The organism is Streptomyces sp. NRRL S-87, from assembly GCF_000719335.1.
Taxonomy (GTDB): Bacteria; Actinomycetota; Actinomycetes; order Streptomycetales; family Streptomycetaceae; genus Streptomyces.
This window is the reverse complement of the sequence record NZ_JOGB01000073.1, coordinates 1-25,086: the sequence shown is the minus strand read 5'-3', so window position 1 is coordinate 25,086 and position 25,086 is coordinate 1. Positions and strand designations below refer to the sequence as shown.

At 73.0% G+C, this 25,086-nt stretch carries 25 protein-coding genes; 10 read left to right on the top strand and 15 right to left on the bottom strand.

Annotated features, from left to right (window positions below):
• Positions 1-57 precede the first annotated feature (57 nt).
• Complete coding sequence (locus IF43_RS0131635) at positions 58-4,095, top strand: trypsin-like peptidase domain-containing protein (protein WP_051796552.1); 4,038 nt, start codon at positions 58-60, stop codon at positions 4,093-4,095.
• Positions 4,096-4,209: 114 nt separating this feature from the next.
• Here IF43_RS0131635 and IF43_RS0131630 read toward each other — a convergent pair whose 3' ends face one another.
• Positions 4,210-4,497, bottom strand: coding sequence for a hypothetical protein (locus tag IF43_RS0131630; protein WP_030208769.1), 288 nt, complete (start codon positions 4,495-4,497; stop codon positions 4,210-4,212).
• Positions 4,498-4,813: 316 nt separating this feature from the next.
• Between IF43_RS0131630 and IF43_RS0131625 the strand changes: the two genes are divergently transcribed.
• Positions 4,814-6,232 (top strand): hypothetical protein, encoded by a 1,419-nt coding sequence (locus IF43_RS0131625; RefSeq protein WP_030208767.1) that lies wholly within the window; start codon positions 4,814-4,816, stop codon positions 6,230-6,232.
• A 136-nt stretch (positions 6,233-6,368) separates the two neighbouring features.
• On the opposite strand, the gene IF43_RS0131620 is transcribed toward IF43_RS0131625, so the two are convergent.
• Positions 6,369-7,016 carry an NADPH-dependent F420 reductase gene (locus IF43_RS0131620; RefSeq protein ID WP_030208758.1) on the bottom strand — a complete coding sequence of 216 codons (648 nt, stop codon included), beginning with the start codon at positions 7,014-7,016 and terminating at the stop codon, positions 6,369-6,371.
• 49 nt (positions 7,017-7,065) lie between these two features.
• Positions 7,066-7,878, bottom strand: coding sequence for an inositol monophosphatase (locus IF43_RS0131615; RefSeq protein WP_030208757.1), 813 nt, complete (start codon positions 7,876-7,878; stop codon positions 7,066-7,068).
• Positions 7,879-7,993: 115 nt separating this feature from the next.
• On the opposite strand from IF43_RS0131615, the gene IF43_RS0131610 reads away from it, so the two are divergent.
• Complete coding sequence (locus IF43_RS0131610; RefSeq protein WP_030208756.1) at positions 7,994-8,938, top strand: LysR family transcriptional regulator; 945 nt, start codon at positions 7,994-7,996, stop codon at positions 8,936-8,938.
• Between the two features lie 131 nt (positions 8,939-9,069).
• On the opposite strand, the gene IF43_RS0131605 is transcribed toward IF43_RS0131610, so the two are convergent.
• The 4 genes from IF43_RS0131605 to IF43_RS0131590 form a co-directional block, all read right to left on the bottom strand.
• On the bottom strand, positions 9,070-9,336 hold the full coding sequence (locus tag IF43_RS0131605; protein WP_030208755.1) for a DUF4235 domain-containing protein: 267 nt from the start codon (positions 9,334-9,336) through the stop codon (positions 9,070-9,072).
• On the bottom strand, positions 9,333-9,803 hold the full coding sequence (locus IF43_RS0131600; RefSeq protein WP_030208754.1) for a DUF3618 domain-containing protein: 471 nt from the start codon (positions 9,801-9,803) through the stop codon (positions 9,333-9,335). The genes IF43_RS0131605 and IF43_RS0131600 overlap by 4 nt, the downstream gene beginning before the upstream one ends.
• A complete protein-coding gene (locus IF43_RS0131595; RefSeq protein WP_030208753.1) occupies positions 9,800-10,216 on the bottom strand; it encodes a phage holin family protein in 417 nt (138 codons plus the stop codon). The genes IF43_RS0131600 and IF43_RS0131595 overlap by 4 nt, the downstream gene beginning before the upstream one ends.
• Positions 10,217-10,438: 222 nt before the next feature.
• The gene (locus tag IF43_RS0131590) at positions 10,439-11,173 is read right to left on the bottom strand and encodes a sulfite exporter TauE/SafE family protein (protein WP_030208752.1); all 735 of its coding nucleotides are present in this window, start codon (positions 11,171-11,173) and stop codon (positions 10,439-10,441) included.
• 281 nt (positions 11,174-11,454) lie between these two features.
• Between IF43_RS0131590 and IF43_RS0131585 the strand changes: the two genes are divergently transcribed.
• Entirely contained in the window at positions 11,455-11,991 is a 537-nt protein-coding gene (locus IF43_RS0131585) for a nuclear transport factor 2 family protein (RefSeq protein WP_063753427.1), read from the top strand.
• Here IF43_RS0131585 and IF43_RS0131580 read toward each other — a convergent pair.
• On the bottom strand, positions 11,974-12,633 hold the full coding sequence (locus IF43_RS0131580) for a TetR/AcrR family transcriptional regulator (protein WP_037890885.1): 660 nt from the start codon (positions 12,631-12,633) through the stop codon (positions 11,974-11,976). The genes IF43_RS0131585 and IF43_RS0131580 overlap by 18 nt on opposite strands.
• A 78-nt stretch (positions 12,634-12,711) precedes the next feature.
• Here IF43_RS0131580 and IF43_RS0131575 point away from each other — a divergent pair, with 78 nt between their 5' ends.
• Both IF43_RS0131575 and IF43_RS0131570 read left to right on the top strand, forming a co-directional pair.
• A complete protein-coding gene (locus IF43_RS0131575; RefSeq protein WP_030208749.1) occupies positions 12,712-13,512 on the top strand; it encodes an MBL fold metallo-hydrolase in 801 nt (266 codons plus the stop codon).
• A 146-nt stretch (positions 13,513-13,658) separates the two neighbouring features.
• Positions 13,659-14,273, top strand: coding sequence for a DUF4865 family protein (locus IF43_RS0131570; RefSeq protein WP_030208748.1), 615 nt, complete (start codon positions 13,659-13,661; stop codon positions 14,271-14,273).
• Positions 14,274-14,375: 102 nt separating this feature from the next.
• On the opposite strand, the gene IF43_RS38795 is transcribed toward IF43_RS0131570, so the two are convergent.
• Positions 14,376-15,170: an ASCH domain-containing protein gene (locus tag IF43_RS38795; RefSeq protein WP_063753428.1), complete on the bottom strand. Its 795-nt coding sequence runs from the start codon at positions 15,168-15,170 to the stop codon at positions 14,376-14,378.
• 201 nt (positions 15,171-15,371) lie between these two features.
• The gene (locus IF43_RS0131560) at positions 15,372-16,022 is read right to left on the bottom strand and encodes a TetR/AcrR family transcriptional regulator (RefSeq protein ID WP_051796549.1); all 651 of its coding nucleotides are present in this window, start codon (positions 16,020-16,022) and stop codon (positions 15,372-15,374) included.
• A 97-nt stretch (positions 16,023-16,119) separates the two neighbouring features.
• Here IF43_RS0131560 and IF43_RS0131555 point away from each other — a divergent pair, with 97 nt between their 5' ends.
• Positions 16,120-17,163: an aldo/keto reductase gene (locus IF43_RS0131555; protein ID WP_030208741.1), complete on the top strand. Its 1,044-nt coding sequence runs from the start codon at positions 16,120-16,122 to the stop codon at positions 17,161-17,163.
• 137 nt (positions 17,164-17,300) lie between these two features.
• Positions 17,301-17,939, top strand: coding sequence for a carbonic anhydrase (locus IF43_RS0131550; RefSeq protein WP_030208739.1), 639 nt, complete (start codon positions 17,301-17,303; stop codon positions 17,937-17,939).
• Positions 17,940-17,957: 18 nt separating this feature from the next.
• On the opposite strand, the gene IF43_RS0131545 is transcribed toward IF43_RS0131550, so the two are convergent.
• From IF43_RS0131545 to IF43_RS0131535, 3 genes are all read right to left on the bottom strand, one after another.
• A complete protein-coding gene (locus IF43_RS0131545) occupies positions 17,958-18,941 on the bottom strand; it encodes an L-threonylcarbamoyladenylate synthase (RefSeq protein ID WP_030208736.1) in 984 nt (327 codons plus the stop codon).
• A 370-nt stretch (positions 18,942-19,311) separates the two neighbouring features.
• Positions 19,312-19,635 carry a multidrug efflux SMR transporter gene (locus IF43_RS0131540; RefSeq protein ID WP_030208733.1) on the bottom strand — a complete coding sequence of 108 codons (324 nt, stop codon included), beginning with the start codon at positions 19,633-19,635 and terminating at the stop codon, positions 19,312-19,314.
• On the bottom strand, positions 19,632-20,285 hold the full coding sequence (locus IF43_RS0131535) for an FMN-dependent NADH-azoreductase (protein ID WP_030208730.1): 654 nt from the start codon (positions 20,283-20,285) through the stop codon (positions 19,632-19,634). The genes IF43_RS0131540 and IF43_RS0131535 overlap by 4 nt, the downstream gene beginning before the upstream one ends.
• 112 nt (positions 20,286-20,397) lie before the next feature.
• On the opposite strand from IF43_RS0131535, the gene IF43_RS0131530 reads away from it, so the two are divergent.
• On the top strand, positions 20,398-20,958 hold the full coding sequence (locus IF43_RS0131530; RefSeq protein WP_030208727.1) for a TetR/AcrR family transcriptional regulator: 561 nt from the start codon (positions 20,398-20,400) through the stop codon (positions 20,956-20,958).
• Between the two features lie 329 nt (positions 20,959-21,287).
• Positions 21,288-22,313, top strand: a complete 1,026-nt coding sequence (locus tag IF43_RS0131525) for an ATP-dependent DNA ligase (protein WP_037890881.1) — start codon at positions 21,288-21,290, stop codon at positions 22,311-22,313.
• Positions 22,314-22,332: 19 nt separating this feature from the next.
• On the opposite strand, the gene IF43_RS0131520 is transcribed toward IF43_RS0131525, so the two are convergent.
• Both IF43_RS0131520 and IF43_RS0131515 read right to left on the bottom strand, forming a co-directional pair.
• Positions 22,333-24,381, bottom strand: coding sequence for a SpoIIE family protein phosphatase (locus tag IF43_RS0131520; RefSeq protein ID WP_234332603.1), 2,049 nt, complete (start codon positions 24,379-24,381; stop codon positions 22,333-22,335).
• 197 nt (positions 24,382-24,578) lie between these two features.
• A partial coding sequence (locus IF43_RS0131515) for an Hsp70 family protein (protein ID WP_030208715.1) occupies positions 24,579-25,086 on the bottom strand: 508 nt, incomplete at its 5' end.

Below are 25,086 nucleotides of genomic sequence, written 5' to 3'. Positions count from 1 at the left end.
GCCCGCTCCCGCGCGGATTCCCCTACGGGGACAGGGACGAGGAACCGGGCTGATCCGATGGACATCACCGACGAAGGACCGGCCGGCGGCCACACGCCGGACCTGCCGCCCGCCATCGCGCAGGTCCTCGGGCCGGAGGGGCAGGTCGCCGGAGCGGGCTTCCTGGTGGCCGAGGGCCTTCTGGTGACCTGTGCGCACGTCGTCGAGGCCGCGGGAGGTGCCCCCGGAGGCAGAGTGGTGTTGCTCTTCCCGCACGTGTCGGGCGCGCCCCGGCCCGTCGAGGGAGCTGTCCTGCCCGAGTCCTGGCGGGCATCCGAGGACGAGGACGTGGCCGTCGTACGACTGGACGGCACCCCTGCGGGTGCGCGGGTGCTGCCGCTGGGCTCGGCGGCGGGCTGTCGCGGGCACCGCGTGCGCTCGTACGGGTTCCCCGCCCAGGCCCAGGCCGGTGGCCACCACGGCTACGCCGTCGCCGGGGACCTGCTGCCCGCCGTCGGCAGCGGGAGCGTGCACCTCCAGTTGAGCCGTGCCAACGACCTCACCACCGGGTTCAGCGGCGCTCCGGTCCTCGACGACGTGACCGGCCTGGTCATCGGCATGCTCACCGAGATCACCGCCCCCGACCCTTACGGACGGGGGCAGGGCATCGCCTACGTCACGCCCACGGAGGCGCTCCGGGAGATCCGTCCGGACCTGACCGCCCAGGACGTGTCCCCGTACCGGGGACTGGAGGTGTTCACCGCCGAGCACGCCCGATGGTTCGAAGGCCGACGGGACGCGGTCCAGCACGTGCTGGTCGGCCTCGCCGGGCACGAGCGTCTGACGCTGCTCCTCGGGCCCTCCGGCTCGGGCAAGTCCTCCCTGATCCAGGCCGGTGTCCTGCGCGCCCTGGCCGACGGCGGGCTGCCGGGGAGCGACCGGTGGCAGCCCGTCCTCGCCCGCCCGCGGGGGGACCTGCCCGCCGCGCTCGAACGCGCCGGGTTGCCCGGGGCCGCCACGGACGGCATCGCGGCCGCGGTGACCCGCAGACTCGCGGCGGAACCCCCCGGCGCCCGCCTCGTCCTGGTCATCGACCAGTTCGAGGAGCTCCTCACCCAGCCCGCCGCCGGGGCGGACCGCCGAGCGGAGATCGCACGCCAGATCACCTCGGCCGTCGACGCGAACGCCGGGCTGCACGTGGTCCTCATCATGCGCGACGACTTCTACCCGCAGCTGGCGGCGGTGACGCCCGGACTGCTGGAAGCCGCCACGCCGGGGCTCCTCAACGTGCCGGGGACCTTGAGCCGGCAGGACCTGCTCGACATCATCGTCCGGCCCGCCCAGGACGTCGGGCTCCGCCTGCAGCCCGGCCTGGCCGAGCAGATCGTCGCCGACGTGCTCGCCACCACCCCGGAGGGCAGCACGGCCCGCCAGGTACCCGTCACCGTGCTGCCCCTGCTGGAACTGGCGCTCAAGCAGCTGTGGGAGAGGCGCGAGGACGGATTCCTCACCCATGACGCGTACCGGCGCATCGGAGCGGTCACCGGGAGCCTGACCAACTGGTGCGACACCGTGCTGGGTCGGCTGGCCCCCGGTCAACGAGCCGTCGCGCAGCGGATCCTGACGTCGCTGGTACGTCCCGACGACCCCGAACACCACGTCCCGCCCATCCGCGCGCAGCTCCCCCTCGACGAGCTGCGCGAGCTGGCCGCCGGCCCCGGGGCGGCACCCGGGGACGACGTCGACGACGTCATCGGCGCCCTCACCAGCCAACGGATCATCACCGCGCAGACGCTCCAGGGTCCCGGGCATCCCGGTGCCCCTCCCGGTCAGCCGGTGGCCGAACTGATCCATGACGCGCTCATCCGCGACTGGGGCACCCTGCGCGAGTGGGTGAGCCAGGACCACCGTTTCCAGAGCTGGCTCGAGCGCACCCGCGACCGGCGCGCCCACTGGGCCGAGAAGAACGACCCGGGAGACCTGCTCGGCGGAACGGCTCTCGCCGAAGGACTCGACTGGGCACAGCAGCGATCCCTGCCGGGTGACATCGCGGCCTTCCTGACGGCGAGCAAGGAACGCCAGCAGGCCGTCATCCGCCGCAGCAGACGTCTCAACACGGTCCTGGCCGTCCTGCTCGCTGTCGCGACCGTCGCCGCGGCCGGCGCGGTGTGGCAGTGGCGGACGGCGGTCACGGCACGTGAGGCAGCCCAGTCCCGGCAGCTCGCCGCGCAGTCCAAGCAGCTCGCCGCGCAAACCGACAACCTCATCGACACGGACCCCGACCTCGCCGCACTGCTCGCCGTCCGCGCCTACCGCACCAGTGACACGCCCGAAGCCCTCTCAGCGCTGGAGGACTCCGCAGCCCTGCCGCTGAAGCAGCGGATGGCGGGTCACACCGGCAGCGTCGGATCGGTGGCGTTCAGCCCCGACGGGCGCACGCTCGCGACCGGCAGCGACGACGGGTCCGTACGTCTCTGGGACGTGACCACCGGGAGGGCCCGCGCCACCGTCACCGGCGATACGGGTGGGCTCGGGGTGGTGGCCTTCAGCCCCGACGGGCACCTCCTCGCCACCGGCAGCGGCGACGGAGGGGTGACGTTGCGGGACGCCGCCACGGGCAGGGCCCTGGCCACCCTCGACCGCCACGCGAAGGCCGTGACGGCGGTGGCCTTCAGCCCTGACGGGCGTACGCTCGCGACCGGCAGCGACGACGCGACGGTGCGCCTGTGGGACGTGGCCACCCGAAGGACCCGCGCCACGCTCTCGAACGACGCGGCCGTGGTGCTGTGCCTGGCGTTCGGCCCCGACGGGAAGACCCTCGCCGTCGGCAGTGGCGACGGAGCCGTGCGGCTGTGGGACGTGACGGCGGGCAAGGCCCGCACCCCCCTCACCGGCCACACGGACGCGGTGTTCTCCGTGGCCTTCAGCCCCGACGGGCACACCCTGGCCACCAGCAGCAACGACTTCACCGTGCAGCTCTGGGACATGACGACCGGAACGTCACGCGCGACGCTGAACGGCGTCCTCGAGCGCGTGTTCTCGGTCGCGTTCAGTCCTGACGGACACACCCTCGCCACGGCCGGCCAGGACCAGACGGTCCAGCTATGGGACGGCGTCACGGGAATGCGCCGCGCCACCCTCGGCGGCCACGGCGATCGTGTGTTGTCGGTGGCCTTCAGCCCCGACGGACGCACCCTCGCCACCGGCAGCGACGACACGACGGTGCGGTTGTGGGACATGACGACGGGCAGGACGCGCGCACCCCTCAGCCACGGCGATCTCGTGTACTCGCTGGCGTTCAGGCCCGACGGACGCACCCTCGCCACCGGCAGCGTCGACAAGGCGGTGCGCCTGTGGGACACGACCACCGGCAGAGTCCGCGTACTGACCGGGCACACCGAGGCGGTGTCGGCCATGGCCTTCAGTCCCGACGGGCACACCCTCGCGACCGGCAGCGACGACAACACCGTGCGGCTGTGGAACGTCGCCACCGGCACATCCCGTGCCATGCCGTCGGGCCATTCCGAAATCGTGATGTCCGTGGCGTTCAGCCCCGACGGGGGCACCCTCGCCACTGGCGGCGGCGACACGAAGGTACGACTGCGGGACGCGGTCACCGGTGAACTCCGGGGTACGCTCACGGGGAAATCGGCCGGGAACTGGTCGGTGGCCTTCAGTCCCGACGGGCACACCCTCGCATCGGGCACCGACGACAAGACCGTGCAACTGTGGGACGTCGCCACCGGAAAGCTCCGCGCCACGCTCGTCGGCCATACCAACAGGGTCTGGGCCGTGGCCTTCAGCCCTGACTCCCGCACGCTCGCGACCGGCGGCGAAGACACGACGGCCCGGTTGTGGGACGCGGGCACCGCGAGGACCCGGGCCGTGCTGACCGGCCACACCAACGCCGTGACGTCGTTGGCCTTCAGCCCCGACGGGAAGACGCTGGCCACCGGCAGTGGGGACACCACCGTGCGGTTGTGGGACGCCGCCCTCCTCGAGCCCGACCGCGCCATCCGGAAGATCTGCCGGGCCGTCGACCGAGACCTCACCCCCGAGGAGCGAGCGGCCTACCTGCCGGGCCGGTCCGCCGGGTCCGTCTGCGGGTCGGGCTGAGGGCCGGAAAGGACTGGGTTCCCGTCCGCCCCGAGGACGACACGGACTGTATTCGAACAGATACGCGATGAAGAAAAATACGGCGCTTGTTCGATGACCCTCCTCCATCACCACTCAGTGCCGGGATACCTGGAAGCAGGCCACGTCGTACTGGGAGACCGAGTGGGTGTTCCGGGAGTTCTGCGGCTGCTCGCCGGCGTAGTGCTCGCCGGCGACTCCGTCTTCGTTGAAGGCGGACCCAGGGGCGTCGGCAGCGTGTCCGGGTCGAGTGTCCTCACACTCCTGGCCGGGCTGCCCGGTCCCACCGGGATTGGCCACAGCCATGGCGGGCGCGGCCACACCTCCCAGGACGAGCAGCGCCCCACCGACCACGACTCCGGCGTTTCGGAAAACGAACCTCATCGTTCACGCTCCTTCCCGGGACCCATGCCTTCCGTACCCATGGGTCCTGTACATGAGAGATACGTCCCGGCGCGCCGGACGGATGGCCGGCCGTCGAGAGCGGGGAGGTGGTCGTCGCGTGCCGTACGGGCGGCGACGTCCCGCTCCACGGCGCGGGGCCTGCCGCAACAGCCGGCTGATCGCCGTCCGGGCGCACACCGCGAGACCGTCAACGATCAGCGGCTGGCTCTGGAAGGCCGGCTGCCGTGTGACTTTGACTGCGCGTCACTTTGTTAGGCTCGGCGGTCTTTGATCATTCTTGTGAGGGGGAGCACCCATGCGCGCGACGAAGGCGACGGCCGCCCTGGCCGCCGTGCTGACGGCCGCATTGCTGGCCGGCTGCAGCAACGCGCCGAGCCCGGACGGCACGGCCCGTCCTGGCGGCACGGCGAGCGGGGACGCGAAGGCGCCGGCCAAGCTGGCCGTACCGTCGGCCTACGACGGTGCCCAGGGCTGGGACGAGTCCCTGCCCTGGGTCCCGGAGGACGCGGAGCCGCCCGTGGCGGTCCTGCCCGGTGCCGCGGCCGTGGCCGTGCTGACGGTGGGCGACTCCGGCGGCTTCGCCGTGCGGACCAGGGCGGCCGACACGGGGAAGGTGCTGTGGACCTCGGCGGCGTGGAAGCCGCCGCTGCCGCTGGAGTACGCGGACAAGAAGGACGTCCCCACCGTTCTCGGCGTCGAGCAGGACGGCCGGAAGTTCGTGGTCGTGTCCGCGCACGGGACGGTCGGCAAGGACGACCTGCACGAGGGCACCGAGGTGGTCCGCCTCGCCGTGTTCGACGCCGCCGACGGCCCGGCCACCGGCCGCAAGCCCCTGCGGGAGATCGACGTGCCGGTGTCGGTGAAGGCGGACAACGACGGTTGGCGGGTGAGTGCCGACGGTGGCCGGGTCCTGGTCGCCTACGGCGATCACGGCCAGTACCCGGGGCAGGGGAGCACCGTTGACCTGGTGAGCGGCAGGGTGACGTCGTACGGACCCGCCTCCTGGCTGCTGAAGCAGTGCGAGGGGAAGGACCTGGAGTGCGGCTGGAGCCGGGTGGTCGCGGTCGGCCCGAAGGGCCCGCTGGTCGGCCTCGGTCATGGCTTCGGCGTGCCGGGCGCCTGGTTCAGCGACTCCGTCCTGCCCGAGGGCGCCGCGCCAACGTACTCCTTCGGCTTCGCCCCCTCCTGGAACGGCGACGTCTACGGCGTGGCCGGCGGTCGCTTCCTCGCCCAGTGGCACGGCGCCGAGAAGAACGGTTCGGACGGGCCGACCGTGTGGTCCGTGCACGAGGTCGGCTCGGGCGCCCTGCTCGCCCGGATGGAGTGCGCCTACGACGACTTCCCCACCGTGACCTCCCAGGGCAACTCCCGTGACTACCCGGTCGTCACCTCGCCCTCGGGCCGCTTCCTCGCCGCCGGCCCCGTCGCCTTCGACCTGGAGCGCAAGCAGGGCGTCTGTCTGCAGGGCGACGGCAACCGCAAGACGATCGCGGTGGGTGCCATCGCCGACGACGGCGTCGCCTACGGCGCGGTCGACGGCGACGCGTCCGACCCGGTGGTCGCCCGGCTCGACCTGAGGACGGCGACGGGCGACGCCGAGGTGCTCGGCGCGGGGGTCGAGATCCCGCAGCACACCTCCGTGGCCGGTTCGGGCCTCTTCGTCACCCGTGACGGGAACGAGAACGTGCTCGTCGCGCTGCGTCCCCGCCGCTGACCCCGGGCGGCCGCCGATCCGGACCCTACGCCGACCGTGCGGCCGCCGGCCCGAACCGCGCCTCCCGCGACGCAACGGCGCCCGGGACCCCTCGCTCGCGCAGGTGGGGCTCGAAGTCCTCCGGGTCTCGCCGGGGTCAGCGGGCGACGGTGACGGCGAAGGGCTCGAAGCCGTCCCGGCGCAGGATGTGGGGCACGAGAAGGATCATGGCCTCGGTGGCGCGGGCCGTGGTGATGTCGCCCAGGTTCTCGATCCATGCGGGCTGCCAGCCCAGGTCGCGGAGCAGGCCGGTGACGGTCTCCTTCGCGTGTTCGTCGTTGCCCGAGAGGTAGGCGGTCGGTGGGGTGGCCAGCGCCTGGGGAGCGGTCATGACCGTGAACAGCATGGTGTTGAGGGTCTTGACCACACGGGTGTCGGGGAGGGCGGTCTGGAGCTTCTCGGCGAGGCTGCTGCCGGGGTAGCACAGGTCGCCGGGCAGGCCGTCAGCGGCGGTGCGGGTGGCGTTGGAGACGTCGACGAGGATCTTGCCGGCGAGTTCGTTCCGCAGGCTGGCCAGGCGGTCCAGGGCGCTGTCGCCGGGGGTCGCGTTGATCACGATCTCGGCGGTGCGGGCGGTGGTGCGCTGGTCGGCGAAGGCGACGCGGGGGCCTGTGCCTTCGGTGGCCGCCGCGGTGCCTTCCGGCGGCCTCCGGCGGCCGAGGACGACGTGGTGTCCGGCCTCGGAGAGCTTGCGGGCGAGGTTGGTGCCGACACGGCCGGCGCCCAGGATGCCGATGCTCGTCATGGGGTGGTGCTCCTTGCGGTAGGGGGTCGGGAGGGGCGGAGACTCGCGGTCAGGCGATCGGCGAGAGGACCTCGAGGGCGGCGCCGTGGACGCCGGGGGCCGCGGCCAGGAAGTCGCGGCTGGCGGTGCTCCAGGGTCGGCCCGTCAGGTCGGTGACGGCGCCTCCGGCCTCGGAGACCAGCAGGGCGCCGGCGACCAGGCCGGAGCGGACGTCGGAGAACTGCCAGAAGGCGTCCATGCGTCCGGCGGCGACGTGGATCAGTTGCATCGTGGCGGGCACGGACACGCGCACGACGAGGCCGTTGACGAGCATGGCGGTGACGGAGTCACCGATCCGCCGGAAGGTGCGCTCGTCCTCGCCGGGCCTGGCCTGGCCGGTGCCGGTGAGCGCGGCGCCCAGGTCGTTCTTGGCGGACACCGTCAGGGGCCGGTCGTTGAGACGGGCACCGCCGCTGGCGACGGCGGTGTAGGTGTCGCCGGTCAGCGGCAGGTGCACGACGGTGAGTACCGGCTGGTTGTCGCGGACCAGGGTGGCGGTGACGGCCCAGTCCTCCATGCCGTGGACGTGGTTGATGTTGCCCTCGGCCGGGTCGACGACCCACCACTCCCCGGCCGGCAGCGCGCCGCCGGCCAGCTCGTCCTCGGCCCACTGCGCCCCCGGTCGGGCCCGCAGCAGCGGTTCCCGCAGTACGTCCAGCACCGCGTCGTCGTTGGCGTGGATCTCGCCGACGACCTCGTCCAGACTCACGCCCCGGGCGTGCGGGGTGTAGCGGTCGCGCAGCGTGGCGCCGGCGGCCTTCACCGCAGCGGTCACGTCGGACAGGAGCGTCGTACCGGCGTCGAAAGGCATGGCTGTGCTCATGGTGGGCTCCTCGGGATCGATCAGAAGCGGGGCGGTACCTCGCCCCCGCTCTTCGAAGGTAGGCAGCCTGACCATTAACAGCAAGTGCATGCTCGTCACTTGTAGAGTTACTCGCATGCAACTGGATCTGAACCTGCTCACCGCCCTGGACGCCCTGCTGGAAGAGGGCAGTGTCACCGGCGCGGCAGCACGCCTCCACGTCACCGCTCCGGCGATGAGCCGTTCCCTGGGCCGCATCCGCAAGGCCACCGGGGACCAGATCCTGGTCCGCACCGGCCGCAGCATGGTCCCCACCACGCGCGCGCTGGCCATGCGCGCCCAGGTCCACGCCCTCGTGCAGCAGGCCCACGAGCTCCTCTCCGCGCAGCAGGAACTCGACCTGGCAACTCTGGACCGGGTGTTCACCGTGCGCTGGCACGACGCCCTGACCGCAGCCTGCGGCACCGCCTTGACCACGGCCGTCCACCACCAGGCCCCCGGCGTCCGGCTGCGCCTGTCCGCCGAACCCGGGACGGACGACGCCGAGCTGCGTCGGGGTGAGGTCGACCTCGAATCGAGCTCCGGCGCTCCGACGCTCCCCGACATCCGCCACCGCCTCGTCGGCAGCGACCGGCTGGTCGTCGCCGTCCGGCCCGGCCACCCGCTCGCCGAAGGCCCGCTGAGCCTCGAGGACTACGCGGCCGCCGAACACCTCACCGTCTCGCGGCGCGGAAGCCTGCGGGACCCGATCGACGACGCCCTGGCCGCACGCGGCCTCGATCGACGCGTCGTCGCCGCCGGGCCCACCGCCGCCTTCGCCCTGCAACTCGCCCTCGACACCGACCTGGTCGTCACCCTCCCCGACGCGGTCACCCGCACGGCCCGGGAACAACTCGGCCTGGCCACGCTGCCGCCGCCGCTCCCGCTGCCCGACGTCCCCCTGTACCTGCTGTGGCACCGGCGCTACGACGACGACCGCGCCCACACCTGGCTGCGAGACCTGGCCACCGAAACCGTCCAGGCGCTGTTCGCGCCACCGATCCCGTCGCAAAACCCCCTCACCCGGCGGACCGGGCAGTGACGGACACCCCGGAGGACATCAGTACCCGAGGCCGGCCCCGCGGGCCGGTCCCGAACGAGGGGTCCGGCGCCGCGGGGGGACGAGGCGGTGAACGGGCGACGAGGCGGTCAACACCGCCGGGGACAAGACGGTCAGCCGGGCCAGGTGCCGGTCAGGCGCCGGTAGGCCGCTGCCCCTGCCCTGTCGACGGCCGCTTTGACGGCGGCGAAGATCGCGCCCTGCAGGGCGGCGGCGAGCAGGACCTCCTGCAAGCTGCGGTCCTCGTCGGTGGCGTCGGGAGCGTCGTCGTCGTGCCCCATCACCTTCCACGCCTGCTTGAAGGCCGCTCCCGCGACGAGGCCGCTGATCGCGCCGAGCGCCAACCCGACGGGCCTGTAGGCGATCTTGGAGGCCTTCACGTGCACCTCCGGGCGCGACGTACGAGCAGGAACACCCCCAGTGCCGCGGCGCCGACGAGCAGCGGGGTGCGGTTGGCCCGCGCCATGGTCGCGGCCGCCCCGGCCTTCTCGCGTACCGGTTCCGGTGCCCTGGCGGCCGCCAGGTGCCCGGCGTGGGTCATGCCGTCGCGGACCTGCGCGGCGGCGTGGGCCGCCTTGTCCCGCACCGGGTCCGGGGTTTTGTCCCTGACCGCAGCGGCTACCTGCGCCGCCGTGTCCCGGAGCTGCTCGGCGGCCAGGCCGGCCTTCTCTGCGGCCTGTTCCTTGATTTCGGCCGCCTTCCTCCTGCCCTGTTCCTTGACGTCCGCCTTGGCCGCCAGCGCCTCCACGGTCTGGCCGAGCTCCTCCCGGGTGTGCTCGACCTGCTGGCGCAGCTGGTCCGGATTCGGTGCGGATGCGGATTCCTCGCCTCGGGGCTGCTGGCTCATCGGTGTGCCTTCTCCTTGATCTCGGCCACGTCGGCCTTGACGTTGTCGATGGTCTTCTCCGGTGTGGGACTGCCGGCCCGGGCGACCTGCTTCTTGCCGGCCACGGCCAGGACCGCTGCTACGCCCGCCAGCACGACCGTGCTGATCAGGGCCGCCGCCCATACCGGCAGGACGAGGGAGAGCGCGGCGATCGCGGCGGCGACGAGGGCTTGGGCGGCCAGGACGCCGATGAGGCCGGCTCCGCCGAACAGGCCGCCACCGACCCCGTAGCGCTTGCCCTTCTGCGTCATCTCCACGCGGGCCAGCTGCATCTCCGTGCGGACCAGTTCCGAGAGCTGCTGCGACGCCTGCGTCACGAGCTCGCCCACCGACTCGCCACCGCCGTGGCCCGGGCGGCTTCCCACCACACTCATGGATCCTCACCTTCCTCCGCCTGCCAGGGGCTTTCCGGGCGCGCATACCCGGCATCCCGCCGATCACCCCTCGAGGGAGGCAGGGGCATTGCCGGGCGCGAACCAGCAGGCCGGGCCGTACGGACCAGGGCGCGGCCGGCGCCGCCGGTACCGCGCCCTCCGCCAAGTCGGAGTCCTGGCGTCCCGAAACAGGGGGTGGGACCGCGGCCCGGCGGGTGGTGGTCATGCCATGTCCGACAGGCCCTTGGCGAGCACCGAGATGCCGCCGACCAGGGCCAGGGCGGTGATGAGCCGACGTGCGTCGCGCTCGCGCACTCTGGGAGCAAGCGCCCTGCCGGTGAGAGCGCCCGTCGCCAGGGCGGCCAGGGTCACCGCCCATGCGGGGCCACTCAGGCGGGGTACCCCGTTGGCGGCCACGGAGAAGGCGTTCACCGCGATGCCGTAGAACTGGGCGTTCGGCACGAATGCGTGGATCGGCCATCCCGCGTTGAGGGCGTACAGCGAGTACGGCGGCCCGCCGACCCCTGCGGCGGCGTTCATGAACCCACCCACGGCACCCGCGGTGACGGCGCCGCCCGTGCCGGTCAGAGCCGGTGCGCGCGCGCCTCCCAGGATGAGGGCCACCGCGAGCGTGACGAGACTCCCGATCCCGGCCAGCAGCACCGGCTCCGAAAGGCGAGTGGCCGCCCATGAGCCTGCGGGGACTGTGCATGCGGCAGCGATGACCAGGGGCACCATGGCGCCGATCCGTACGCGTCGCCACGACGCGGCGAGTCCGACGATGCTGATGACTCCGGCTGCGCAGTTGGCGAGGACTACCCCCTGAACCGGCCCGAGTACCAGAACGAGCACGGGGACGGCGATGAGCGCGAACCCCATCCCCGTGAGCCACTGCACCGAAGCAGCCAGGACGACCACGCCGCCCAGCACCAGCTCGGCCCCTCCCACGACGGCCACAGCAGACACCCCTCCGTCTGACCTTCCCTCAACTTGCCCCGGGCCGTGCCGGATCGGTCTGGCGCCGGAGGTGAACCATTGCGCCCAGCGACCCCGACCACTATAGAGTGTTGCTTCATTATGAAGCACGTACATAAATCTCTGAGGGCCTACTTCCGGGCACCTGCACCTGCACCTGCACCTGTGCCTGCGCCTGGTGGATGACCGGCACCAGATCGAGCAGTCCCGAACGATGTCCGGCCGGACGCGCCGGCTTCCTGAACCCACCCCTGGAGCACCGCATGACCACCACCCCATCCGTCAGCGAGACCGTCAAGGCCTACTCCGAGGCGAGGTTCCGTGGGGACGTCGCCGCTGCCGCCGCACTGACCGGCGACGGCTTCGCCTTCCGCAGCCCCTTCGTCACGTCCCACAGCCCGACCGGCCACCTCGACGGCATCGAAGGGCTCCTGGGCGTCGTCAGCGGTGTGGAGCCGATCAGCGAGCTGTACGGTGAGGACGAGGCCACGTTGGTCTACGACCTCCACACCGTCTCGGCCGTCGGCATCACCCAGCGCACCGCCGAGCACTTCCGGCTCCGCGACGGCCGGATCGTGGCGATCACGCTCATCTTCGACTCCGCCCCGTGGCAGACCCTGATGGCCGCCGCCCCCGACCTCCGACGCGTAGCCTGCGGGGTTCGACGGGGTGCCGTGTCGCCCTCGCGCCGTCGTCCCCGGCCGTGCGCATGCGGGGGAAGGTCGCCCTCGCTCAGGCGGCCGGGTTCCGACCGGTTCGTCGCCGGAGGCCGGCCGTCGCGGTCACGCCCGCCCGGGTGAGGGCCCGACCGAGGGGTCGGGATCGCCGGCGGCCCGCCCCGGCCGGCGGTGAGGGGCGAGCGCGGCGCGCATGACGCGGCGGGCGCGGGGGGCGGCGCGCTCGTCGTGGAGGAGCTGGATCTCCTGGTTGGCGGCCGCCGCGAGGCCGGTCAGGAGCGATACGAGGTCCTCGGGGTCGAGGTCCGGGTCGAGGTCGCCGACGGCCTGTGCCGTGGTGATCTGCTCGGTCAGAAAGCTCCGCCAGCGGGAGACCGTGTCGTGCAGACGGGTGCGCAACTCGCCCGGCCGGCCGTCGAGTTCGCACGACGCCGCGGTGACGAAGCAGCCGTTGGGGAAGGGGCTGTCGGCCAGGTAGGCGCACCAGGCGTCGATCACGGCGTACAGGCGGGGCAGTCCCGCGCCGGTGGCGCGGGCGGGTGCCACCACCGCCGCCGTGAACATCTCCACCGCCCGGTCCAGGGCGGCCATCTGGAGCTCTGCGCGCGAGCCGAAGGGACCGACGATCCCGGCCTTGCTCATCTCGAGCGCCTCTGCGAGCGCGCCGATCGTCAGGCCGGACAGGCCCAGGTCGGACGCCTGGTGCACTGCGGCCTCGACGATGCGTTCCCGGGTGCGCAGGGCCTCCTCGGCCGATTTCCTCATGCCCACGATCTTACCGATCGACCGTCTGCTATTTTAGCGAACGACCGTACGGTAAATACCTGAAGGGGAGGGCTTCACATGCGTGTCCGTTGGCTCGGGTGGGCCGGAGTGGAACTCGAAGCACAGGGCGAGAGCCTGGTCATCGATCTGCTCGGACGACCCCAAGGCGTTCTGGAAGGGACCTCGCTCTCGGGAGTGCCCCTGCCGAAGGTCGTGCCACCCCGCGGGGAAGGCCACGTGCTGGCCGGTCTGTGCACCCACCTCCACCGCGACCACACGGACGCCGGCGCCCTCGCCCGCGCCCTGCGGTCCGGCGGAACGGTTCTGCACCCCGAGTCCTTCGGCGGCGACGACCACGAGAACCTCTGGACGCTCCAGGCGGAGTCCGAACTGACCGCCCACGACCTGCCCCGCCGGCCCGTGCGTCCGTGGGAGACCACGACCATCGGGCCCTTCACCGTCGCCGCGGTCCCCGCCGTCGACACCCTCGGCGACCCCCAGGTCTCCTGGGCCGTCGAAGCCGGCGGCACCCGGGTGATCCACCTGGGGGACACGATGTACCACGGCTACTGGTGGCGCGCCGCCCACCGCTACGGCCCGTTCGACGCAGTCCTCACCCCCATCAACGGCCCCACCGTCTGCTTCCCGCACTGCCAGCCGCCCAGCCCCTACCCGGCCGCGCTCGACGCCCGACAGGCCGCCGTCGCCGCCCGCCTGCTCCGGGCGAGGACCGCCATACCGATCCACTACGACGGCTTCCACGCCCAGGGCTTCTACACCACCCGGCAGCCCGACGAGCTCGCCGACTTCCTCGAAGCGACCGCCGGCGAACCCTACGAAGTCCTCACCCCGGACCTGGGCGAGGAACTCACCCTCTGACACCCCGCACGCCCTCGGCGCCCGGCCGCCGTCCCGCCCCCCCACGTCGTGCTGCGGTACCACCGAGGCGACGCGGTGCCCCGCCACGAAGGCCCTCTCGACGACCCGCTCACTCACAGGACCGATCACCAGGAAGGCAGCTTGTCGTGTACGCCAAGCAGTACGAGCTCACCCTGCCCGCCGACTACGACATGAAGACCATCCGGAAGCGGGTGGCCGAGGGCGGCCACGTCCTCGACGACCGCCCCGGACTGGGCATGAAGGCGTACGCCATCCGCGAACGCGGCGTCCACGGCTCGCCGGTCAACCAGTACGCCCCCTTCTACCTGTGGAACGACACAGGAGCCATGGCCCGGTTCCTCGTCGGTCGCGGCGGGTTCCAGAACATCGTCCGGGACTTCGGCCGCCCCGTCGCCCGCCACTGGACGGGTATCGCCTGCCACGCCGGCCCCGCCCGCACGGCACCTCCCAGAGCAGCCTCGCGCCGCCTCACCGCTGTGCCCTGCGACGCGGACCCGGAGGGAACGGGCCTGGGCCTGTCCGTCCTGATCGAGCGGGAGACCGAGCAACTGCACCGACTCTCCCGCCGCGAGGGCGTGCACACCGCCGCCTTGGCCGTCGACCCCCACCACTGGCAGCTGCTGCGGTTCGTGCTGTGGGCGGACGCGTCCGCGCAGGACCATGACGCGACCGAGCACTACGAAGTGCTGCACCTGTCCGCCCCGGGCCTGGGAGACCTCCCGGAGGGACGGACCTGGTAGCACGCCGGGCGCCCGCGACCCCGACGGCCGCCACGCCACCACCCTGCCCGCCCACGGCCTGCCCACCCGAGAGGCAGGGGCAGCCCGCCGGGCAGGGTCACCTCACGCCCTGGTAGAAGCCGTCGTTGTCGCATCCGCGGTTCGAGCGGCGCCCGTCCTCTCGTTGATCTGGAAGGTGATGACGTCGACTTCGTCGGTTCCGGTCAGATCCGGGTAGTGGCCCTTGAGGGCTTCCCGCAGCTCGGCTGCGGTCGTCAGCCCCTCGGCTCGGGCGTCCTGGTCGGTGAGGTCGCCGACCAGGCAGCGCCTGATGCCGGTCACCTCCGCTGGCAGGACGACCTCGGGGTCGCTCTCGAACACCAGCCGTGCCGGGCCGAGTCGGGCCGGGTCCCGGAAGCGGGTGGTCTTGGTCTTGGCGCCGGAGCGGACGACTTCCAGGTAGCGGGGGTTGAACCGGATGATCGGGGGACCGGCGGTCTCGGGGTCCTGGTAGAGCGACGGGTCGAGACCGTTCATGCCCGTCTCCGGGGTCCATCGCTGAGCCAGCGGCATCAGGTCGGCGGCGAGCACGGACCTGAGCCCCGCGGACGTGGGCACGATGACGCGCATGGTGGGGTAGTAGTCCACGAAGACCTGCCGATCGCGCCCGCACGGGCCGATGACCCCGCGCCCGTGGTTTCCCACGGCGACGATACAGCGCATTTGGCGGGCGCCCTGGGCTCGCGCGGCTCCCAGAGCCACGAGTTCGGCGCAGGGTCCGCCGGTGAAGTGGTAGAGGTTCACGCCGGCGAACATCCGGTAGTCGGCGGCCATGACCGCAGCGCCCACCGTGTGGATCCCGTCCTCCTCGGGCCCGGCGTCGGTATGCGCGTCTATGGTGCGGCGTGCCAGCTCCACGAGCTCACGCTCGTCATCGTCGAGAACTCGTGCAGATGACGGGACGTACACCTTCTTGACCTTCCCTTCCTTCTCAGCAGCCGCCCAAGAGCCTTTCACACCATGTAGGCGGGCTCCACAGGGTTTGGCCCGCCTCGGCCGGACCCTTGTCGTGGTCCCGCAGGCAGGGATGCAGTGCTCCAGGGTGCTGTCGGCCACCGCCTACGGGTTTCGTGCGAAGACCCCGGCGCGGGCCGCCGCCACCGCCGCCCCCACCGCCCGCCGGACCGCGGTGTCGTCGAGCGGGGCGTCCGTGGTCAGCAGCCGGTAGTACAGCGGGGCGGAAACGGCCCGCACCACCTCGGCGGCGTCGGTGCCCCGGGGCAGTTCCCCCCGCTCGACGGCCTCCTCGACGCAGGGTGCCCATTCCGTGACCCTGACCTCGTAGAAGCGGTGCAGCGCCTCGGCCGTCCGGGCGTCGCCCGTGGCGGCCGCGATGACGGCCTTGAACAGGGGTCCCTGGCGCGGGTCGGACAGGGTGCGCCGGACGAGCTCGGCGTTGGCCAGCAGGTCCTCCTCGACCGAGCCGGTGTCGCTGCGGGGGAGTGACTGCTCGGACATGTCCGTCAGCACGTCGGCGACCAGACCGGCCACGGTGCCCCACCGCCGGTACACGGTCGTCTTGCCGACCTCGGCCCGCCGGGCGACCTCGGCGAGGTCCAGCCCGTGGACACCCTGCTCGGCGAGCATGTCCCCGGCGGCCGCCAGTACAGCGGCCCGCACCCGGGCCGTACGCCCCCCGGGCCGCACGCTCCCCGGCTCTCGCGGCCCCGAGGCGCGCCCGGGCACCGAGGCATCGCTCGAAAACGTCATAACGGGTCCCTGGTTCCATTAGTAGAGGTCTACTGCTACGTTGGGGGTCACTCTAAAGGGTCTGCGGTTCCATTACCGCGCATGGGAGGAGTCCGTCGTGGAATACAGGCAACTGGGCGCGTCCGGTCTGAAGGTCCCTGCCCTCGGCTTCGGTGCCGGCACCTTCGGCGGCCGGGGCCCCGTCTTCGGCGCCTGGGGCAGCACGGACGCCCAGGAGGCGCGCCGGCTCGTCGACATCTGCCTCGACGCCGGCATCACCCTCTTCGACACCGCCGACGTCTACTCGGCCGGCGCGTCCGAGGAGGTCCTCGGCCAGGCCGTCAGAGGCCGCCGCGACCAGGTGCTCATCTCGACCAAGGCGGGGCTGCCCACCGGCGACGGTCCCGGCGGGTACGGCACCTCCCGGTCCCGCCTGATCGGCGCGGTCGAGGACGCCCTGCGCCGGCTCGGCACCGATCGCATCGACCTCTTCCAGCTGCACGGCTTCGACGCCGCCACCCCCGTCGAGGAGGTGCTGTCCACCCTCGACCAGCTCGTCCGCTCCGGCAAGGTCCGCTACACCGGCGTCTCCAACTTCGCCGGCTGGCAACTGATGAAGTCCCTCGCCACGGCCGACCGACACGGCTTCCCCCGCTACGCGGCCCACCAGGTCTACTACTCCCTCGTCGGCCGCGACTACGAGTGGGAGCTGATGCCCCTCGGCCACGACCAGGGCGTCGGCGCGATCGTGTGGAGCCCGCTGGGCTGGGGCCGCCTCACCGGCAAGCTGCGCCGCGGCCGCCCGCTGCCCGCCGGAAGCCGGCTGCACGAGACCGCCGACTACGCCCCGCCGGTGGAGGACGCCCACCTGTACGACGTGGTCGACGCCCTCGACGAGGTCGCGCAGGAGACGGGCCGCACCATCCCCCAGGTAGCCATCAACTGGCTGCTGCGCCGCCCGACCGTCTCCACCGTCCTCGTCGGCGCGCGCAACGAGCAGCAGCTTCGGCAGAACATGGGTGCCGTCGGCTGGGAGCTGACCGCCGGGCAGACGGCCCGCCTCGACGCCGCCAGCCACCGCCCGGCGCCCTACCCGTACTTCCCGTACGAGCGGCAGGAGGGGTTCGCCCGCCTCAACCCCCCGCTCACTGCCCGCAACTGACGCCCTCCGGCCCGTTGCCGCCGTCGGCCGGGGCGGCCTGCTGTCGCACGCGCAACGGGCGGCGCCGGTGCTCGCCGGCGACGTGGCACCGGGACCAGGCGGTGCGGGGAACGGTGCCGCCTCGTAGGCTGCCAGCCATGAGCGAGATCCAGACTCCGACGCCCCGTGACGCTTTCGACCTGCTGATATCCGGTAACCGGCGATTCGTCGCAGGCAGTCCTGAGCACCCGAACCAGGACGCCGTCCGCCGTACCGAGACCGCGCCGTCCCAGCGGCCGTTCGCCGTACTGTTCGGCTGCTCCGACTCCCGTCTGGCCGCCGAGATCATTTTCGATCGCGGTCTGGGCGACCTGTTCGTGGTCCGCACCGCCGGGCACGTCGCCGGTACCGAGGTCCTGGGTTCCATCGAGTTCGGCGTGAGCGTGCTGAACGCGCCGCTGGTCGTCGTCCTGGGCCACGACTCGTGCGGCGCGGTCGCCGCGGCCTGCTCCGCCCTCACGGACGGCCAGACGCCGGGCGGCTTCGTCCGGGACGTGGTCGAACGGGTGACCCCGAGCGTGCTGGCCGCCCGCGCCGCCGGCCGCGAGAGCGCCGAGGAGATCCTGGCCGAGCACATCGAGCAGACCGTGGACCTGCTGCTGGAGCGCTCCCGAGTCCTGGCCGATGCCGTGGCCGCCGGCCGCCTCGGCGTGGTCGGGATGTCCTACCGCCTGGCCGACGGCAGCGCCCAGCTCGTGACCACCCGTGGTCTCGAAGCGGCGGCCACCGCCTCCTGACCACCCCGGCCGGGGCCCCTACGCGACGCCGCGGGGCCCCGCAGCCCGGCGGAGCCGGTTGGCGATCGCCAGCCCCAGCCCCTCCTCCGCGGGCAGGGAGGCGACGATGACGTCGCAGCCCTGCTGGTCGAGCTCACGCAGGTACCCGTACAGCCCCTGCGCGTACGCCTCCAACGCGCCCGGCAGGGGCACCACGGCGTGCGCCTTCACCTCGGTGCCGGAGAAGGACGCCGGCAGGAAGACGCCCACCCGGTGCCCCTGTTCCTGGGCGAGCTCGGCCTCGGCGACGACCCGCTCCGGCTCGACGAGGACCACCCTCGCGTGCGGCGCGTAGTGGGAAGGGTGCTGGCCCGGCACCCGGACGCCGCTGGAGGCGGGTACCCCGACCGGGCTCCCCAGCACCGCCTCGAGGTCTTCGCGGGTCACGCCCCCGGGCCGCAGGATGGCCGGTGCCCCGCCCGTGACGTCCACGATGGTCGACTCGACGCCGACCTGGCAGGAGCCGCCGTCCAGCACGAAGTCGACCGCGTCACCCAGCTCGGCCCGGACGTGGCCGGCGGTCGTGGGGCTGACCGAGCCGAAGCGGTTGGCGGACGGCGCCGTGACGCCGCCGCCGAAGGCCGACAGCAGCGCGAGGGCCACGGGATGGTCGGGCACGCGCACGGCCACCGTCTCCAGCCCGCCCGTCGCCTCCAGCGGCACGCGGGGGCCCCGCCGCAGAACCAGGGTCAGCGGCCCCGGCCAGAAGTGCTCGGCCAGCAGGCGCGCCGTCGCGGGCACCTCCTCGACCCAGTCGTCCAGCTGGTGCGCAGCACCGATGTGGACGATCAGCGGGTGCGACGGGGGCCGGCCCTTGACCTGGAAGATCCGCGCGACGGCAGTGGGGTCCTCGGCGTCGGCCCCCAGACCGTAGACCGTCTCGGTCGGCAGGGCCACCAGACCCCCGGCCCGCAGCACGTCGGCTGCCCTCTCGATGTCGCTGTTCGTTGCCGTCACGCTCATCCTTGCCTTCGCTTCCAGCTCACCCGCGGCCGTCGGACCGGCCGCGCCGACGGCGAGACTACAAACCCCCGCGGCCCCATGATGCTCCGCGCTGACGGCCGGCCGAAGCCGACGGAGCGCGCCGTCCCGTGCACGCACGAGCAGGAGCCGGGCGGGCCCGTGGGCGGCGCGGCCCCGGAGCGTTCCAGCGGGCCCGCCCTGTCCCTCGGACGGAGGACCGCGCCGATGCCGGTCCAGGCCGTGGGAGCCGTGCCGGGGCCTGCCGCGCTGCGCGTGCGCGGGGGGAAGAACTGCCCGAGCCCACGAAACGGTACCGGTCCGTCCTCGCCGGGCGGTTCGGCCGCGGCGGCCGGGCCGGTGCCGGGGCTCCTCACTCGGCCGGCGCGGTCGCGTGGGACAGGGCCACGCCGCCGACGATCAGGGCGAGGGCGAGGAGGCGGCCCGGGGACACCGGGTCCTTGTGGACCACGACGCCCAGGGTGACGGCGCCGGCCGCGCCGATCCCGGTGAAGACGGTGTAGGCCGTGCCGACCGGCAGGCCCTGCATCGCCAGGGACAACAGGTAGACGGCGACGGCGGCGAGCGCGAAGCAGAGCAGCGTGGGCAGCGGGCGGGTGAACCCGGCCGTCGGTTTGATGCTCTGCGACCAGGCCACCTCCACCGCGCCGGCAGCGACGAGGAGGAGCCAGTTCACAGGGACCCTCCCGTCGTGCGGGCGGCCTCCAGCGCGGCCGCGCGGGACGCGCCGTGCTCCCCTCGCCGGGCGGCGAGGGCGGGATCGGTGAGGGCGTTGACCAGTTCGGTGCCGAGGAAGGTCATGGCCTCCTCCGGCACGGCGAAGTGTCCGGCGAAGAAGTCGCGCAGGTAGCGCTCCTGGTGGTCGTACGGGTGGCGCGGGGTGCCCGGGCCGTACGCCCCGCCGCGGGCGTACGCCACGACGAACCGCCGTCCGGCCAGGGACATGCGCGGGAAGGTGACCTGGTCGATCCAGGCCTTCAGGGACGCGGGGACCGAGTAGTTGTACATCGGCGTGGCGATCAACACCACGTCGGCGGCGATGAGTTCGGACAGCAGCGGCTCGACGACAGCCCAGGCGGCCTCCTGTGCGGACGTACGCACCGCTGTCCGGTAGCGGGCGGGGTCGGTGATCCCGTGCGCGAGGACGTGGTCGCACAGCTCGGTCCACGCCTCGCCGATCTGCGGGACGGGGTTCCTGCCGAGGTCGCGGTGGACGTAGGTGCCGGCGGGGTGGGACGCGCGCCAGCCGGCGGCCACGGCGTCACCCACCTCTCGGCTGAAGGACTGGCGGCGGGCGCTGGCGTCGAGGTGCAGCAGCGTGGTCATGGCGGAGCCCCCTCGGTAACGGCCGGCAAGGTAACCGGACACGGTGTCCAGTTATATCCGACGAAGCCGCAACCGGACAGGGTGTCCAGTTATTCCGGTAGGCTGCGGTGCCATGGAGACGAGGGAACGTGCGGACGCGGCCCGCAACCGGGCCAAGGTGCTCTCCGCCGCCGCAGAGCTGTTCGCCGCCGGCGATCCGCGGTCGGTCACGATGGAGGACATCGCCCGGGCGGCAGACATCGGCCGCGGCACGCTCTACCGCCGCTATCCGGACGTCGCGTCCGTCGCGGCCGCCCTCCTTGACGAGCACGAACGCCGCCTGCAGGAAGAGCTGTTGCACGGCGCTCCTCCACTGGGCCCCGGTGCGCCGCCGATCGAGCGGCTCACCGCGTTCTACGCCGCGCTGGTCGACCTTCTGGACGCCCACGGCCACCTGGTGCTGGGCGCCGAGACCGGTCAGAAGCGCTTCACTGTCGGGGCGTACGGCTTTTGGCGTGCCCATGTCCTCGTCCTGCTGCGCGAATCCCGCGCCGCGGACCCGGAGGCCCTGGTGGACAGCTTGCTCGCGCCGCTGGCACCTGAGGTCTTCCTCCAGCAGCGGGCCCAGGGGGTGACGCCGGACCGGATCAAGGCGGCACTGGGGCGGCTGGCGAGCGTGCTACCGGTCACCTGAACCGGTCGGCGGACCGGAGCAAGGGCCAACCGGCAGGAACTGCCGCGGACTCCCGGCCAGGACCTCGACCGGGTGTCCAGGACACCTTCCCCGGCCGGCCGGCACACCTGCCTTCACGGGAGAGGCTTGGGGCGCCGGGGGTTCGGTCCCGGGCGGTGGGGCAGGCGCGGTGCGGGCGCTGCTCGGGCGGGTGTCCGCTCTGCGAACCATCCGGCTCCGCGGCACCGCAGTCGCTCGGCCCTCCCTCCCGGCGGCCGATCCGTGGAGCGGACGAGGCCGAGAAGGCCGTCCGGCAGAGGGAGCCGGCGGCGCTGGGAGGAGGCGTGGTCATGGCCATCGAACCGCCGGTCGAGCCGATGCTGGCGCAGGCCGCCGAGTCGGTCCCTGCCGGGGTCCTGGTGCGGTCGGGGGTGGCGTACGAGCAGAAGTTCGACGGGCACCGCGCGATCGTGTTCACCGGGGCCGGGTCGGGCGGCGGCGTGCTGGTGCAGACGCGCCGCGGACTGCTGGTTCAGGAGCGCTGGCCGGAACTGGTCGCAGCCGCGGAGCGGCAGCTGCCCGCCGGCCTGGTCCTCGATGGCGAGCTCCTCGTCTGGGACGCCGCTCGGCACCAGCTCTCGTTCGAGGGGTTGCAGCGCCGGGCCGCCGGCGACGCACGCAGCGGTGCCGCCCTCAGCGCGACCCTGCCGGCGAACTTCGTCGCGTTCGACGTGCTGCAGCAGGACGGCGCGGAGCTGCTGGCCCTGCCGTACGCCGACCGCCGCGCCCGTCTCGAAGCCCTCTTCGCCGACCACGCCCTGACCGCCCCGTGGACGTTGTGTCCGATGACGACGGATCTGGCGAAGGCACGGCAGTGGTTCGAGCTGTGGACCGACCTGTCCGGTGTCGAGGGCATCGTGGTCAAGGGCCTGGACACCCGGTACCTGCCCGGACATCGCGGCTGGACCAAGATCCGCCGCCGCGACACCACGGAAGCGGTCATCGGCGCCGTCACCGGCACGCTCTCCCGCCCGGGGGTCCTCGTCCTGGGCCGCTACGACGACGCCGGCCGGCTGCATGCCGTCGGCCGTACGGTCCCGCTGCGCCCGCACGCGGCCCGGCAGGTGGCCGAGCACCTGACGGCAGCCGACCCCGGGCACCCCTGGACCGGAGTGCGGTTCGCCTCCGCCTGGGGCAGCCACGAGGTCCTGGACACCACACTGGTGCGCCCGGAGGTGGTGGCGGAGGTCAGCGCAGACCGGGCGGTGGACGGGGGCGTGTTCCGGCACCCGGTCCGCTTCCAACGCCTGCGCCTGGACGAGACCGTCGAGCACGTCCCACCCTTCGGCACGCGGCCGTCCTCGGCGACCGGCTGACCGCAGCCGACGCGGGTGGTCAGGGTAGGGCGCGGGCGACGAGCAGGGCGACGTCGTCCTGGTGGTCGGGGCGGAGCAGGGCGGTGAGCAGGAGGTCGCAGGTGTCTTCCAGGGGGCGGCGGGGGCCTGCGAGGAGGTCGGTGAGGGTCTGGAGGCGTTGGTCGATGTCCTGGTCGCGGACTTCGATGAGGCCGTCGGTGTAGAGGACGAGGTCGTCGCCGGTGCGCAGGGGGAAGGTGTGGGTGGGGAAGGGTAGGTGGCCTGCGCCCAGGGGCGGGCCCGGGTCGAGAGCGACAGGGCGAGGGGTATGGCCGGGGCGGACGAGGACGGGTGGGGGGTGGCCTGCGGAGGCGAGGTGGCAGCAGCGGCCGACGGGGTCGTAGAGGGCGATGAGGCAGGTGGCCATGGCGTCGCCGAGGTCCTGGATGGTGGCGTCGAGGTGGGTGAGGAGCTCGGCGGGGTCGGCGGTGAGGCGGGCGAGAGCCCGTGTGGTGGTGCGGAGTTGGCCCATGGTGGCGGCCGCGTTGATGCCGGAGCCCATGACGTCGCCGACGACGAGCAGGGTGCCTGTGCCGTCGACGGGGATGGTGTCGAACCAGTCACCGCCGGTCTCGTCGGTCGCGCTGGCCGGCTGGTAGCGGTGGGCGATGGCCAGACCTGGCGGGTCGGGGGCGTGCTGGGCCGGCAGGAGGTGGCGTTGCAGGGCGAGGGTGGCCTGGCGCTGGTGCTGGTACCAGCGGGCGTTGTCGATGGCCACCGCGGCGCGCGCGGCGAGTTCGGTGGCGAGCAGCACGTCGTCCTGGTCGAAGGGGGCGGGGGTGTGGGTGCGTTTGAGGTCGAGCGCGCCCAGGACGCGGCCGCGGGCGATCAGGGGGACGGCCAGGTAGGAGTGGACGCCGGCTTCGGCGAGGAGGCGGGCGGCGTCCTCGTCGCGGGCGATCCGTTCGAGGTCGGCGGCGGTGACGTGGGGGAGGAGGACGGGACGGCCGCCGACGGCGGCCTGGGTGACCAGGCGGTTGGGGTGGTAGCGGGTGACCTGGCCGATGGGGTCGGCGGCGGCGGTGGCCACGGTGGGGCGGGCGGCTTTGATCGCCATCGCCCGGAACTGTGCGGGCCCCTCGTCCGCACGGGTCGTCGCGCCGGGCAGGGCGGCGTCCAGAAGGTCGACGGCGGCGATGTCGGCGACTTCGGGCACGGTCACCTCGGCGAGCTCGCGGGCGGTGGTGGGCAGGTCGAGGGTGGTGCCGACCCGGATCGAGGCGTCGGCGATCAGCGACAGACGCCGCCGTGCCCGCGCGGCGGCGAGGGACTGCTCGTAGGACTCGGTGACGTCGATGACGGAGACCGCCAGTCCCGTCACCCGGTGCGCCTGGTCCTCCAGGCGGTAGAACGACGAGGTCCAGGCGTGGGCCCGGTTGTCGTGCGGCATGTGGCCGACGGTGGACTCCTCGAGCACCGGCCGGCCGGTGGTCAGCACCTGCCGCATCCGGTCCTCGATCGGCGCGACGTCCAGGTGCGGCAGGACCTCGTGCGGGGTGCGGCCGAGGTGGCCGGCGGCCGTCACGCCGTTGATCTTCTCCAGTGCGGGGTTGACCAGCACGTAGCGCAGGTCCGCGTCCAGCACCGCGAGGCCGATCGGTGCCTGGTCGACCATCCGCGCCGCCAAGGCCAGATCGCGCTCCAGGCGCTGCACGGTCTCGCGTGGCGAGGCGATGCCCAGGGCGTACCAACTGCCGGAGGCGGCTTGGAGGCGGGTGTTGCGGAACTCCACCAGCATCGAATGGCCGTCCTTGTGCCGGACGGGAAACGCGCCGGCCCACGTGCCCTCGCCGGCCATCACCCGGCTGAAGGCCTCCTCGACCTGTTCGCGGCGCCCGTCCTCCACCAGCAGGCTCGCGGCCTCGTGGCCCAGAACCTCCTCGCAGGTGTAGCCGAACAGGGCCTCGGCGGGCGGGCTCCACAAGGCGATGTCGCCGCGCTCATCGAGCACGACGGCCGCCACTCCGAGGACGTCCAGAAGCCCGCCCGCCGCCATCGCGGCATCCGTCGGGCCCAGCCGACGCGCCATGGCCACCACCTCCGTCACCTGACTGCCGGCGGCCTGGAAGGCTGCGCCGCCCGCCAGTCCTCCGACGCCACGGCAGGCGGGTACCCGCTGTGTCGCATCCCGCACGGTCGCCGGCCCGGGCACCGGCACGGGCCGGACGTCGTCCCCTCGGGAGCGGCCCGGCGGGCGGATGCGCCCCGCCCGCCGGACTCAGGTGCTCAGGCGGCGCTTCGACCGGTGTGGTCGTCGTCGACGATCTCGGCGTCGACCACCTCGTCGTCCTGTGGTGCTCGCCCGGCGTCGGTAGGCCCGGAGGCTGCCTGGTCATCGGGCTGCCGCGCGTACAGAGCCTCGCCGACCCGCTGGCTGAGCCGGGCGAGGTTGTCGGTGCTGGCGCGGAGCGCCGCCGTGTCCTCGCCCTCGAGCTTCTCGCGCACTTCGGCGATCGCGCCCTGCACGTCGCTGCGTACGTCGGCGGGGATCTTGTCCTGGTTGTCGGCCAGGATCTTCTCCGTCGAGTAGGCGAGCTGCTCGGCGTGGTTGCGGGTCTCGGCGGCCTCCTTGCGGCGGCGGTCCTCCTCGGCGTGCTGCTCGGCCTCGCGGACCATCCGGTCGATGTCCTGCCGGGGCAGCGAGGAGCCGCCGGTGACGGTCATCTTCTGCTCCTTGCCCGTGCCCAGGTCCTTCGCGGTCACGTGCATGATGCCGTTGGCGTCGATGTCGAAG